Source organism: Serratia sp. SA088 (assembly GCF_049065515.1).
Taxonomy (GTDB): domain Bacteria; phylum Pseudomonadota; class Gammaproteobacteria; order Enterobacterales; family Enterobacteriaceae; genus Serratia; species Serratia nematodiphila.
Genome location: NZ_JBAKGW010000013.1, coordinates 76,751 through 90,651 on the forward strand (window position 1 = coordinate 76,751; position 13,901 = coordinate 90,651).

Consider the following 13,901-nt stretch of genomic DNA (forward strand, 5'->3'; position numbering starts at 1 on the left):
TATGGATTTGCTCATTATTCTCAGCTACGTGGCGCTGAGCTACGGCGTATTTAAACTGTTCCGCATTCCGGTCAACAAATGGACCGTGCCGACCGCCGTACTCGGCGGGATCGTTATCGTCGGTGCGTTGATTCTGACGATGAACTACAACCATCCGTACAGCGATCGGGCGCAGAAAATTGCCGTGTCGGTGCCGATGGTGCCGCAGGTCTCGGGCATGATCGTTGAAGTGACGGAGAAAACCAACGTGCTGCTGCGCAAGGGCGAGGTGCTGTTCCGTCTCGACGACAGCCGTTACCGCGCGCGGCTCACCAGGCTGGAGGCGGATCTGGCCGGGGCGGAGGCGGAGATCAGAACGCGCCGGGCGGCGCTTAGCGAGTCCGCCGCCAACGTGCAGCGGGCGAACGCGGAATACGAGCGTGCCCGTAAGGATTACCAGCGCTACGCGAAAGGGGCGGCCATGCCAGTCAATCCGTTTTCGGAGCAGGACGTCAGCCATGCGCAGCAACAGTACCAGGCGCAATCCGCCGCACTGCAGGCGGCGAAAGCCCAGTTCCAACAGGAACAGGCTCGGTTGTCCGGGCGCTATGACGGCGAAGACGCCACGATAGCCAGCCTGAAATCGCAAATAGCTGAAGCGCGTTACAACCTGGAACAAACGGTGGTGCGTGCGCCGAGCGACGGTTATGTCACGCAGGTGCTGGCGCGGCCGGGCACGGCGGCGGTTCGCTTGCCGTTCAAACCGGTGATGATCTTTATCCCGCAGCAAAAGCGCCAGGTGGTGGCGGTATTCCGCCAGAACGCCATCCTGCGCTTGGCGCAGGGGGATCAGGCTGAAGTGGTGTTCAACGGCTTGCCGGGACAGGTTTATGGCGGCACCGTGAGCCGGGTGCTACCGGCGATACCGGACGGCAGCTACCAGGCCAGTGGCGCACTGCAGGGCCTGAGCGCCACGCCGGGCCGGGAAGGGGTGTACGTAATGATCGATCTGGCAGCCAACCCGGATCTGGATCATCTGCCCGACGGCGTGAGCGCCCAGGCGGCGGTCTATACCGGGCACTTCGAGCACGTCTCCGTGATGCGCAAAGTGCTGCTGCGCATGACCAGCTGGCTGCATTACCTCTATCTGGATCACTAGCCCGCATTGGCCCGGAACAGCCCGGGCCAAGGGGCGAGCCTTCGGAATACGACAAAAACAAAAAAGCCCGCAACCGAAGTTGTGGGCTTTTTCGCTATTATCGCCGGGTCTATCTGGTTCACTGGCGACGTATTTGGGCTGGCGGAGTCTGAATAACTCGATTAACTTATTGTAATTATTGATAATAATCGAGTTCAGATTTGTAAGGTATACCTAAGCGTATACCAATGCAGAAAAGTAAGACCGATTTAGAGGGCGATTTTAGAATCCGGCATCAGTAGTTAGCGCATTTTTTCCCATGCTTGTTTGATGAGCTGCACATCAGGTTTGAAGCGCGACATGTGGCGGATACCTACCACAGGCACATCGAATTGCTTAAACCGTGCCGTAAAGCCGAATGTGGAGTAGTAGCGGTTTCGGCTTATGTACTCGGGCTCATCGCCATCGCCGAATGCTTTTAAAAGCAAGCGAGCTGCTGAGTGAGAGTTCATTCCGTTACTGTAAGCAATAATTAGCTCAGGTTTGCATAGGGGGACGGTAACGTTTTCAAAGAAACCCATCGATTTTTCAATCAGTCGATCCAAACTGCCAATCGCGCTCTCTTGAGCCCTTTTTTTGAGCGACAGGGCATCCTTAGAACACATGAGTAGCGCATTGGTGTAGACAGTCTCTTGCCATCTAAAGCCTAGCTGTTCAGGGACGGATTGCAGGCGGTTTGCCAAATGTTTGATACCCCATTCACCTTCCGTACCAGCCTGAACATTAGAGAAACAAGGTGAATTAAAACCGTTTATCACTGCTTGAGCATTTGTAAAACCGTCATCTGCTGATGAGCCGTTGAACCCGACCATGATTAAGCGCTTTCTTGCTGGTTTAGCTGCTAACAATTCGAAGGAACAATCATAAGGACGGCCGGGTAGTTCGCTTAAATCATGCCGTCCTAAACCTTCCAAAATTATTTTCTTGGTCGTTTCCATCTTAACGGTTATCCCATCAAAGAGTCTGTTTTGGCTCTGCCACATGATAGAGCCAATCTGCCATTTTGCTCAGAAAAAAAAGATTTATAGGAAAACTGTTCACCCTATACACCTTTTGAATTTATCATTTTATTTCAATGTGTTAATGGGTGTATGGCTATCTTCTAGGTGTACATCCCTGTTCACCTACAGGGTGAACAGCCTGAACCGCAGGCACAAAAAACCGGCCGGAGCCGGTTTGGGTAGCGCTTGTCGTTATGATATTGATCGTTCAGCGGTCGATAGGATGCCTTGGTGTTGCTGCGTGTATTCGGGTCACTTCCTCTATAGAAGATGGTGTGGCGATTGAGCGTCCAATGGATTCAGCAGCTCAATAAGCTGCCCGGCCGAGCGACCCACTCATCGTCACACCGCCCCGCACTTTGGCAACCAGGACACCTCATAACTTTAATTAAAATCCTGAATCCCCTACCTCGGCCCAGGCCTACACAACGAATGCCAGAACACGTAGTCGTCCCCAGACAAACAATGTTCTGGTTTATGTGATTTTGATAGCCTCACATTATTTAATCGACAGAATTTGACACCTCGTTTTATATTTCCAGTGAAACTTAAATCTGGCGCCTATTATAGAGGGATAGAATTACTTTAATTTATCTTGGGCTGCACGCAACCCATATGTATACGAGGTGCTTTAGAAATTTTTATGACATCGACACCGTTTTAAATGGGTGCTGTTTGCGGAGGTGTGTGTCACTTGCATGTTTTATGGTTTCGTATGAATTTAACTCTTTCATGTGGCTGATTATTTTTATTCTTGATATAGGATGGCTTAATGTGATGGTTTTAATTGTTTGGAAAAAATGGAATAAAAATATGATATTGCTTGCTGGCCATTTTACTGGTTTCAATATGTGACTTATATCTGTGAGGTCACATTCTGTATGATAGATGGTTTTTTTGTCTGTCAAGTGATGTAGATACCCATAGTCATTGGTTTTTAAAGGCTGTCTTTTGGGCGTTAACAGGGATTAGGTAATCACAGAAAATATCTTCACTTAAATTTAAATTCCTTCCAGAGATATGGAAAATCTCTATATCACAATCATCTCTTCTTACAACTCCCAAGAGCGGTAGGCAAGTATTATATATAAACGCCACAAACTTTTGGAAATCAGCTAACTTTCCGTGGAAATTAAATTTAATAAACGCGCCGCCATTGAATTTAAAATAATCGCAGTCTGTTTTATTATTAGTGTGTTCTGCCTTAACCTGTGCGATTGAATACGAGTTAAAGGCCTCATGCTGAAATTTTCTCATTCCATACAGTTTTCCTTCTGTGATGTTGTGTCTTTTTAAATAGTTATATAAATAATCAGCGTGATGCCCGATGCTTTCCTCAGTAAAATGATCTGGACGAAAAAAATATGAATGTGTAACATCTGAAAGGTCCATGTCTGGCATGTAAATAATAGCGGGGGACGGTATTTCCTTTCGTTCAATGTTAAATGGTGGGCATAATTCTTTCATCGACCAGTCATTTGTACGCCTATAATATCCTGGTGCCTTCCCAAAGAGCTTTTTAAACGCACGAGTAAAGGATTGTTGTGATTCAAAATTATACAGAACTGCAATGTCTACAATTGATATTTTTGTCATTCGCATGGAAAAGGCAGCGCGAGTTAGTCTGCGTTCACGAACATATGTCCCAATTTTGCGTCCAGTGACAGCCCGAAACATACGCTGAAGATGCCATTTTGAATACCCTGACCTATGCGAAATTGCATCAATTGATAAATCATTTTCTAAATTGTTATCAATCCATAGCAATAAGTCTTTAATAAAATTGCAAGTATCCATCACGGCATCTCCACGTTGTCTGGGTTAACTCTCAAATTACCATGGTCCGATTTTTAAATGGCACTCATAGAAAATAAGTGAAATATAAAACAAACGATGGTTTATTACGGTGCACAATTGCATTGTGACCAACACTCTCGACTAATGAGTTAATTTATTAGAGTTTTAGGAATGTGATCCTGAGACGGCTGATGAGTTCCCCTTTGAAACTATATGGGATAATTCTATTGTCATTGCAGTTCAGTAATCGCCACTCATCACCCCTCTAATAAATTGGGCTGGCTAATTATAATATTCTGTTAATTCTAATAGCCAAGATGTATTGACATTGGGTACGAACCTTTCTCTAAGTTGTTTCTGTATTAATATCTTTATTCATTATCTTTGAGACTGACAGTTACCGTACGTCCCGCAATCAAATCGACCCCCTTAGGGACGGTGTCGATCGCAATGCGCACCGGGATGCGTTGCGCCAGGCGGATCCAGCTGAATGTCGGATTGACATTGGCGAGCAGATTGCCAGCGGCGGTGGTGCGTTCACTGTCGTTGATGCCGGCGGAAAGCCCGTCGACGTGGCCGTACAGCGGCTGCTGCTCCCCCATGATGCGGATCACCACTTTATCGCCGTTCTGGATGCGGCCCAGCTTGGTCTCTTCGAAATATCCGGCGATATAGAAGCTGTTGGAGTCCACCAACGCCATGATCGGCTGACCGGCGGTCGCGTAAGCGCCGGGGCGCAGCGAAAAGTTGGTGATCACCCCATCCACCGGCGCATAGAGATCGGCACGCTGCAGGTTGATTCGTGCTAAAGCCCGATCCGCCAGGGCCTGATCCAGATTGGCTTTCGCCAGCGACTGGGCATCGCGGCGGTTGTCGCGTTCCTGTTGTGAAATCGCCGACTGCAGCGCTTGGTAACGCCGGTTTTCACGCTGGGATGATGCTAGCTGAACGTTGGCGCGCTCCACGGCGGCCTCGGCCTGATCCAGAGCATTGTGTAGCCGAGCTTTGTCCAGGCTGAGCAGCAGTTGCCCTTTATGTACTACCTGGTTGTCGTGAATGTGCACGGCGTCCACCTTGCCGGAAACATCCGTGGCCAGCGGCACCACGTCGGCGCGGATCTTGCCGTCGCGGGTTTGCGGGGCGTAGGTGTAATAGAGATAAAGCTGCCACAGTACGCCTGCTGCGAGCAAAACGGCAATCAGAGTCAGCGCGGGACGCAGCAGAGCAAGGGTACGTTCACGAAACATGGGGTCCTCAGGAAGTGGTAAGCCATTTCAGGCTGTGGAAAAACAGCCCGGCCAGAATAAGAAACAGGGCGGTGTCGAACAGCGGGCGCTGCGCGACCCAGCGATAGATGCCCGCCGCGTTCAACGTCCAGGAAAGCGCCATGCGCGCGAAGAACGCGCACACCAGGCACAGCAGCAAAGGCGAGATAAACACGCCGTCAATGTTGATTTCACCGATCATGTCAGGGGTTCCAGTGCAAAGCCGTGGGGAAGTGCAACAGCCGCAGCCGGGTGAGCGGCCGCAGCACCCGCCGATCATTCTGCCGCCAAGCCTGTTGCAGACCGGCGTCGATCTGGCCCAGCAGCGCTGATGGTGCTTCGGCGTGCAGAGAAAGTTGGCGGAACGCCGCCGGCAGACCGGCGTTCGGCGAAGCGCCAGGGGTGAGCCCGCCGGCTTGCTGCAGACGAATCAGATCGATACCCGTTTTTAAGCGCATCAACAGCTGTGGGCTGCGATCGGCTTGCCCAACGGCGGCCAGGCGGCTGCCCAGCGCGGTGATGCGATCCAACGCGCGCGCCTGATAGCGTTGTAAGTCGCGCTCCGTGACGTGGCGATTGAGACGCAGCATTTCTTGCGCATCCTGCCGCATCAGCCGCGCCACCACCTGATCGGTGCCCCAGCGCCGGAACAGTGCTGCGCACAGGAACGCGAAATAAACGCCAATCAACGTGCCGGTGGTACTTTCCAGATATAACCCCATGTTGTTCGGCGCGTAGTGTCCCTGAAAATTGACGTTGCTGAGCGACAGCGCGATCGCCAGCGTTGCCAGCGGGTTGCTTGCCGCCCACACACCGAGCGGTAGCAAAAACAGTCCCATCACGATCAGGAAACTGCCGTAATCTCCGGCCAGCGGCAGCAGCACGTAGCTGAGCAGGGCACCGAGAGCCATCGCGATGACGGCGAAGCGCCCAAAGGTGGCGATAGCTGCGCCAGGGTTGTCGCCGGCGCCAAAGAAGCCGATGGCAACCACACCTAACAGCACCATGTTGGCGCCCTGTTCCCAGCCGGTGAAATACCAGAGGCCGCACAGGAGCACGTAAGTAGTCAAAATCCCGGCGAACATGCGCAACGCCATACCGGTATCCGGCGGCGGTGAGAAGACGCGGCTGCGCATCATCTGTGTCTGCAGCGCCGCAGGCAGCGGTTCTCCTTCGAGGAACGCGTTCAGCTGCTGTACCTCGCTCCACAACGTTAACCACTGTTCAATTTGTTCAGCCAGCTCGTCAACGATCAGCGTTTCCCACGGAGATAGAGTTATCTCAGGCGGGAGTAAGCCCGCCGAGGGCGCATAGCACGGTACGGGTTCAACTGCCTGACGCCGCACTTCATTCAGCCACGGTTGCAACCGGGGCCGTAGGTCGGCTGACAATGCGGCGATGCTGCTGCCGATGGACGAGAGTAGCGGCACGATTTGCAGCACGCGTTGCTGTATCGAAATCGCTGCCTGACGGGTGATTTTATCTACCGAACTGTCATAGCTGAGGGTGGTCATCATCTGGTTGAACGACGCGATGTCGCCCAGCAAACGGATGCGGTCCGCTTCAGCCTGGGCGTCACCGTCCTTGCCATCAAGGCTGTCTTCTTGCCAACGTGCCAGGTCGGACAGCCAGCCTTTTAGCCGCGTGTGTAGTACCGGCGCCAGTGAAGAAGGAAACAGCACGCTGTCTACCAGTGTTACTGCCAAAATGCCCAGACAGATCTCTGTAACCCGTGTAACGACCATGGTGAACATTGTGTCCGGGTGATTGATGTAGGCGATAGCGACCAACATCATGGTGATGGCCCCCAACTGGAAAAAGTAGGCTCGCGGCGTACGGTCAAGATAAGAAATGCCCAGCATCAGCGACGATGACAGCCCGGCAGCAACAATCAGCAACACCGGCGTATTGCTGAGCCAGGCCGAAAGAGCCAGCGTCAGCACGCCGGCGAACAGGGTACCGCAGAAACGGTAGGTGGCGCGGGCACGTACGGCACCGCTGACCGGATTACTCAGCACGCAGCAGGTCACCATCGCCCAATAGGGGTTTTGCAGGCCAATGCTTTCCGCCAGCGCGAAGGCCAGCATGGCGGAAATAAACAGTTTCGCGGCATAAAGCAGCTGCGATTTACCGATTTTCATGGCTCATTGCCAGCCTGTTGCAGGTATTGGCCGGCGCGCTCTTCGAACAGGCGCAAGATGCGCGTGGCGGTTTCGATATCCTCCAACGGCACGTCGTGCATTAGCTCGACCCGTAATTTGTCTGCCGCGGCTTCAATCTTTTTGGCCAGTTCGGCGCCGGTGGGCAGAATACGCAGGATTTTAAACCGGCGATCGCCGGCTGATTCCTGACGTTCAAGGAAGCCTAACGCTACCGCCTGATCCAGCAGGCGCACCAGTGCGCCGGGATTGACGCCGACCTCTTCCGCCAGATCACGCTGATAAATGCCCTGCGGATTACGGTGTACCCATACCACAACGGTGGCCAGTGACATGGAGATGCCGGATTTGGCGATCGCTAGGGTTGCGGCCTGTTTCCATACCCGGCGAACCGGTTGTAGGGCGTTGGTAAGGGCATAGAGGGACTTTTCTTTCGATGACATGGGATACCTCGGCAAACTGTACCCATAGGTTAAATGGCAATAGTTGCTTTGGCAACCTATTGTGTGAGGGGATGAGAAATGACAGGGCGTAATGGCCCTCGTTTCATGAAATCTATATTAATAGGCATAGGTAATTCAGTACCTGTCCTATACGCAGAGTTATAAGAACCTCGAGTTATCAGAACGACAGCCCTGTCAACCGCTGAATTTAAGCACATCAATGAGCAAGGAGAATGCTGATCCTGAGTGCTTGCGATGCGGGTAGTAGAGGTGATATCCCGGTAAATCCGGCGTGAACTTGTCCAGCACGCGAACGAGTTTTTTCTCGTCAAGGGCCGTCTGCACCTGGTCGCAGGGTAGGTAGGCCAGACCGTGACCGTCGATAGCGGCATCCAGGATCAGGTCGATGGTGTTTAACAAGAGCTGGCCTTCCATACGAACCCGAACTTCACGCCCGCCACGCATGAGCCGCCAGCGGTTGGCAGTGCCCGATGTAGGAAGATAGAGGTTAATCGCCTGGTGATCGATCAAGTGCGCCACCGAGGTTGGGGTGCCTCGCCGGGCAAGATAATCGGGTGCGCCAACGATCGCCATCGGAATGTCAGGCCCAATACGCACGGCAATCATATCTTTATCCATCTCTCCCCCCAGACGGACGCCTGCATCGAAACGTTCTGCGACCACATCGGTCAGACCGTAATCGATGATGAGCTGCACGTTAATTTCGGGGTGGGACTTCAATAGCATGCGCATAGCAGGCAACAAAAGGGTTTTTGCGGCATGCTCCACCGTGGTGATACGTATTGTTCCGGAAGGGCGATCGCGCAGGTCACCGAGCGAGGTCATGACCGAATCCAAGTCATGCAGCATGGGGCCAAGGGTCGACAAGAGCTGCTCCCCTGCCTCGGTGGGCACCACACTGCGTGTGGTGCGAGTCAGCAGACGAAATCCTAGCCGTTCTTCAATACGACGGACGATCTGACTTAATGCCGACTGCGCCATACCCAGGCGGGCCGCCGCTCGGGTGAAACTGCGCTCTTCAGCAACCACCACGAATGCCACCAGGTCGGCTATCTCATCACGTTTCATTTCTGCTCTTCGCTCGTCCGATTAATCATTTAAATGATAGGTCCAATCATAACTTAGGGGTAATCATCTTAATGATCAATGCCTATAGTTGTACAACAAACGCTTGACCAGGTGTATTGCAATGGCTCTAAAGATTAAAAAGACGCTTTTTGGCGATGTCGAAGTTATACAGATCGTTGAACTCGACATCAGCCATTTCATGCCGAACCTTTTACCTGATGCAACGCCCGAACGTGTTAAAGGTATCGAATGGCTCTGCGCTCCTTACCGGAACAATGACTATTCGCTCAACGCCGTTTCTCAATGTTTCATTATCAGGAAGGGAAAACGGCTGTTCGTTGTGGATACCTGTGTTGGCAATGAAAAAGAGATCCCCGGTATTCCTGAGTTCACCGACATGAATATTGATTTTATTGAGGCGTTGACAGCGGCGGGGATCGCGACAACGGCAGTGACAGATGTGCTCTGCACTCATCTGCATTTTGACCATGTGGGTTGGAATACTTATCGCAAGGATGGGCAGTGGTATCCGACATTCCCGAGAGCGAAATACCACTTTGCTGATGAAGAACTGTCTTACTGGATGAGCAATGCCGCGGATGAATCTGCTGCGGGCCTTGACGTCGCGCATGCCGTTGCTCATAGGCAGTCCGTTCAGCCGGTGCTAGATGCGGGTCTGGCCAATCGTATCGCAATGGAAGAGGATTTGGGCGATGGTTTCTCGGTCTTTCCCTCGCCAGGGCACTCAATCGCGCATGTTTGCCTGCGGGTTGAGACAGATACCGGGCTCCTGATCCTCGCAGGCGATATGATGCATCACCCTTGCCAAATTGCTCACCCGGAATGGGCTAGCGCGTCTGATCATGACCAGAACCTATCTACGGCAACGCGTCACAAAATCTTCGGCGAGCTGTCTGGTACGCAGACGCTCATCGCCGGCACACATTTTCCCTCCCCCTCTTTTGGTCGGATCTCGCAGACGCAGTCGGGGGATTTTGTGTTTAATGCTTTCACTTATCGGGAGCCCGACTGATGCCTGTTAGCTTCCGATAACTTTCTTTTGACCGATCCGTCAGCGATGGAAAGTTTTGCATCATCAGCAGACGTAGCAGGCGATATACCAGGGGCTAGAGCCACCACTCAATTGAGTAATATACGGAAGGAAAATTAATATGCAGTCACTACTTTTAGGAAAGACAGCCATTATCACCGGCGCCAGTCAGGGAATAGGTCTGGCAACAGCGCAACTCTTCGCGGAGGAAGGGGCTAACGTTATCCTGACCGCGCGCAGGCAATCAGAGCTGGATGAGGCTGTGAAACTTATTCAGGCTGCTGGCGGCAAGGCCATTGGTATTCTTGCCGATTCCGCCGATCCGCAGGCGCCAAGCAAGGTATTTGCTAAAGCGATTGAATCGTTCGGCCAGGTGGACATTTTGGTTAACAATGCCGGAGTCGGCGATATGGTTTCCATCGAGGAGTGCTCCGATGAGCACTTTGACACCGTCGTCCAGGTTAATTACGCGGGCGTATTTCGCTTTTGTCGAGAGGCCGTACGGCACTTTATGTCGCGTAATGAAGGTGTGATCGTCAATGTTACTTCGATTAATGGTTCGCTTCCCCTCGGCGGCCTCGCCTATACCTCAACCAAGGCGGCGGTGAACGCTATGAGCACCAATATTGCCGTGCGCTTTGCCGGGACCGGTATCCGTTGCAATGCCGTTGCCCCCGGTAACACCGACACTCCGATGGCACAGGCTTGGGCCAGCGGAAAGCTCGCCGGCGGCTCCACCATGGTGCAGTATGTGGGCAAACACTCGGACCAGGAGCTGGCCTACACTCAGCCAGCAGATCAGGCCAACGCTATTCTGTATCTAGCCAGCGATATGGGCAAAGCGGTCACCGGGCGCGTACTGGTCGTCGATAATGGCGCCTATATCGGCGCCTAGGTTCAGTACCAAGAGTTTCCGCTTGTCCGCATCGGACGGCGGTGGCTCGCCTTTCGCTTCAGCCTGCACCCTCAATAATCTCTTCCGCGACGTGGGGCGTATCGTCACCACACACGCATGGTTGGTGCAATGGCGCTTTTATGAATAACAGGAACACATCAACATGAAAAAAGAATTCAATGCGCAATCCACAACTGATGAGGTACTCGCGGGCATTGACCTGCATGGGAAACGCTTTTTGGTGACGGGGACCTCTGCGGGGCTGGGAGTGGAGACTGCTCGTGCACTCGTTGCTCATGGCGCCGAGGTTGTTGGCGCAGTGCGGAACCTGGCTAAGGCTGAGGTTGTCACCGCTCCGATACGTGAAGCGGCACAGGTCAGCGGAGGCGATTTCTCGCTGGTCGAACTGGATTTGGCCTCGCTGGCCAGCGTACGCGCTTGTGCCGACCAGTTGCTTGCAGACGGCCGCAACTTTGATGCGGTGATTGCCAATGCCGGCGTGATGGTGACGCCTTTTGGTCATACTGAGGACGGTTTCGAGACCCAATTCGGTACTAACCATCTTGGCCACTTCGTACTGGTCAACCGCATAGCGTCCTTGATTGCTGATGGTGGACGTTTGGTCAATCTGTCCTCCGCTGGACATCGGTTAGGCAATGTATGTCTGCAGGATCCGAACTTTGAACATACCCCCTATGACCCCTGGATTGCATATGGCAGGGCCAAGACTGCCAATGTGTTGTTCGCCGTGGAGTTCGATCGTCGTCACTGCCACCGCGGCGTGCGTGCCACGGCCCTGATGCCCGGCGCTATCGGCGATACTGAGTTGGGGCGCTATGCGCAAGAGGGGGTATTTGAGGCGCTACTGGACGATATGAAGCGTTCGGGAGCGCCAGACTTGGTTTACAAGACGATCCCCCAGGGGGCGGCAACCTCTGTGTGGGCTGCTGTGGTCGCTGATATCAATGATATCGGTGGCCAGTATTGCGAGGATTGTGGCGTCGCGCCTATCACTGAAGGTGCCAGCGTACGCTACGGCGTGATGGCTTATGCTCTTGACCCGGAAAGTGCCAAAAAGCTCTGGGTAAAGAGTGAAGAAATGGTGAGTGAACGTTTCTGACCGTACTACAGGCCATTTTGAGTCTCTAAATCTCAACCAGGGACTTCATCATGCACCACTTACTTGAGGGGAATCGCCCCTCTTTTTTAGCAGTGTATCGCCAGAGCAGGTGAGCACCCCGTCATCTTAGGTGAGACATATTTTACCTATGGGGCGGTTTTATAAGTGGTTTATGGGTTAAATAATATAAATATATCAAGGTATTAGTCATGACTAAATTCCGACAACAAGGTAGTGAGGATCCGATCGCAACACTGTGCCGTATGGTGTTACAGACGCAATACGATGATTTTCCAGATAAAGCTATGACTCACGTCAGGCATACGCTGCTGGATACCATGGGGGTCACCATTGGCGGCTCGGCTATGGATGGGATTTCTGCTGTCGTGTCGTTGGTAAAAGAACGCGGCGGCGATCCTCAGACACCCATCCCCTTCTACGGAGGGAGGGTGCCCGCCAACGAGGCTGCACTCGCCATAGGCCCTATGACGCGTGCGACGGATTGCGGCGACCAGCACGAAGCTGCTGGCCACGTTACTGAATATGTACTTCCCACACTGCTGGGGGCTCTCGGTCTCTGTGGTCCTGTGTCGGGTAAGGCGTTTTTGACGGCAATGGCTGTCGGGCAGGAAGTTCTCGTGCGTTTGGGCACGGCCTACAGAGTGATCAACGGTGCAGTAAAGAACAATGAATGCGGAGGGCACTATATCTTTGGTGCCGTTGCCGCGGTCGGCCGGTTGATGGGGTTGACGCAGGAGCAGTTGGAGAATGCTCAGGGCATTGCACGCACTATGACGCAACCTAACACTATGAGTATCTACTCCCCTGCCACGTTGATGGTTCGAGTACATCATGGGTTGGTAGCCCAGTCGGCCATCACTTGCTGCCAATTAGCCCTGCGTGGTATTACGGGGCCGCGTAACGAAGTGCTACTAGGACCTAAGGGATATTTTGCCACTGCTCGTTGGGAGACAGATCCCGATTTTATTCTTCGTGAACTCGGCACTAAGTGGGAACTTGAGACCATCACAACCAAAGGATATAGCGCGTGCTATTTCTCACATTCGGCCATCGAAGCAATCCGTGATCTGATTAAGGAATACCACTTCAGCGCGGCGGATATTGCCAGTATACACATTCAGGTTTCCCAGTCGGGATGGCGGGCTGTATGTGAACCACAGGAAAAGAAATGGAACCCGATTACGGTGCCAGATTGCCAGTTTAGTTTGCCTTACGTCGTGGCTCTGGCTGCCTACGACGACGAAGTGTTTTTGGCATCATACAGTGATGAGAATCGCGCCCGGCCAGAGATACGTGAGTTGATGACCCGCATTACGGCTGAAATGAGCCCTGATATTTCCGATTGGGGTGCACGCCTCTCAGTGAAATTACACGATGGACGTGAATTGCATAAAGAATGCACTCATGTGAAAGGAACCCCCGCAAATCCGTTTAGTGAAGAAGATTTCAAGGCCAAATTTAAGCTCTGCCTGCCTTTCTCCGCACTTCCGTTGACGCAGGAAGCTTCAGATAAAATGATCCATGAAATTATGCATCTCGAAGATATTGATGATGTTTCCAGTGTGCTTCTGGAACCGCTTCTACCAGATCTTATGACCAGGTAGTCGTCATTTCTAACGACAGATTGATTAATCATTTAGGTGATAAGTCCAATCATTATTTTGGGTCTAATAATCTTAATTTCTAGCATCTATAGTTATCTCATCAAGCGCAACAACAAACCGATAACCCTTTATGAGGAACCGGATGATGAACCAGAAAATCAGCTTCACGAATAGCAATAACCCAACCATCGATCTTTCCGCAGTGCTCTACTTCCCGCCGGCCTTCGACGCGGGCCGTCAGTATCCGGCCATCGTCGTTTCTCACCCGGGGGGCGGCGT

General features: G+C 52.5%; 12 protein-coding genes and 1 pseudogene. 6 read left to right on the forward strand and 7 right to left on the reverse strand.

Going from position 1 to position 13,901, the window contains the following annotated elements:
* Position 1 precedes the first annotated feature (1 nt).
* Positions 2 to 1,138, forward strand: coding sequence for an HlyD family secretion protein (locus ACOWVD_RS23905; RefSeq protein WP_060457251.1), 1,137 nt, complete (start codon positions 2 to 4; stop codon positions 1,136 to 1,138).
* Between the two features lie 281 nt (positions 1,139 to 1,419).
* On the opposite strand, the gene ACOWVD_RS23910 is transcribed toward ACOWVD_RS23905, so the two are convergent.
* The 7 genes from ACOWVD_RS23910 to ACOWVD_RS23940 form a co-directional block, all read right to left on the reverse strand.
* On the reverse strand, positions 1,420 to 2,115 hold the full coding sequence (locus ACOWVD_RS23910) for a hypothetical protein (RefSeq protein WP_233504962.1): 696 nt from the start codon (positions 2,113 to 2,115) through the stop codon (positions 1,420 to 1,422).
* Between the two features lie 990 nt (positions 2,116 to 3,105).
* A complete protein-coding gene (locus ACOWVD_RS23915) occupies positions 3,106 to 3,975 on the reverse strand; it encodes a helix-turn-helix domain-containing protein (protein WP_240023609.1) in 870 nt (289 codons plus the stop codon).
* Between the two features lie 371 nt (positions 3,976 to 4,346).
* The gene (locus tag ACOWVD_RS23920; protein WP_110147317.1) at positions 4,347 to 5,222 is read right to left on the reverse strand and encodes an HlyD family secretion protein; all 876 of its coding nucleotides are present in this window, start codon (positions 5,220 to 5,222) and stop codon (positions 4,347 to 4,349) included.
* A 7-nt stretch (positions 5,223 to 5,229) separates the two neighbouring features.
* Positions 5,230 to 5,442, reverse strand: a complete 213-nt coding sequence (locus tag ACOWVD_RS23925; protein ID WP_421105803.1) for a DUF1656 domain-containing protein — start codon at positions 5,440 to 5,442, stop codon at positions 5,230 to 5,232.
* Position 5,443: 1 nt separating this feature from the next.
* A complete protein-coding gene (locus ACOWVD_RS23930) occupies positions 5,444 to 7,381 on the reverse strand; it encodes an FUSC family protein (protein ID WP_110147315.1) in 1,938 nt (645 codons plus the stop codon).
* Entirely contained in the window at positions 7,378 to 7,842 is a 465-nt protein-coding gene (locus ACOWVD_RS23935; protein ID WP_110147314.1) for a MarR family winged helix-turn-helix transcriptional regulator, read from the reverse strand. Before ACOWVD_RS23935 ends, ACOWVD_RS23930 begins: the two co-directional genes overlap by 4 nt.
* 195 nt (positions 7,843 to 8,037) lie before the next feature.
* Entirely contained in the window at positions 8,038 to 8,931 is an 894-nt protein-coding gene (locus tag ACOWVD_RS23940; protein WP_110147313.1) for a LysR family transcriptional regulator, read from the reverse strand.
* A 121-nt stretch (positions 8,932 to 9,052) separates the two neighbouring features.
* Here ACOWVD_RS23940 and ACOWVD_RS23945 point away from each other — a divergent pair, with 121 nt between their 5' ends.
* The 5 genes and pseudogenes from ACOWVD_RS23945 to ACOWVD_RS23965 form a co-directional block, all read left to right on the forward strand.
* On the forward strand, positions 9,053 to 9,964 hold the full coding sequence (locus ACOWVD_RS23945; protein ID WP_110147312.1) for an MBL fold metallo-hydrolase: 912 nt from the start codon (positions 9,053 to 9,055) through the stop codon (positions 9,962 to 9,964).
* 139 nt (positions 9,965 to 10,103) lie between these two features.
* The gene (locus tag ACOWVD_RS23950) at positions 10,104 to 10,877 is read left to right on the forward strand and encodes an SDR family NAD(P)-dependent oxidoreductase (RefSeq protein ID WP_110147311.1); all 774 of its coding nucleotides are present in this window, start codon (positions 10,104 to 10,106) and stop codon (positions 10,875 to 10,877) included.
* A 163-nt stretch (positions 10,878 to 11,040) separates the two neighbouring features.
* The gene (locus ACOWVD_RS23955; protein ID WP_110147310.1) at positions 11,041 to 11,997 is read left to right on the forward strand and encodes an SDR family NAD(P)-dependent oxidoreductase; all 957 of its coding nucleotides are present in this window, start codon (positions 11,041 to 11,043) and stop codon (positions 11,995 to 11,997) included.
* Between the two features lie 209 nt (positions 11,998 to 12,206).
* Positions 12,207 to 13,622, forward strand: coding sequence for an MmgE/PrpD family protein (locus tag ACOWVD_RS23960; RefSeq protein WP_110147309.1), 1,416 nt, complete (start codon positions 12,207 to 12,209; stop codon positions 13,620 to 13,622).
* A gap of 142 nt (positions 13,623 to 13,764) precedes the next feature.
* Positions 13,765 to 13,901: pseudogene (locus tag ACOWVD_RS23965) on the forward strand (hypothetical protein); the annotation flags it as partial.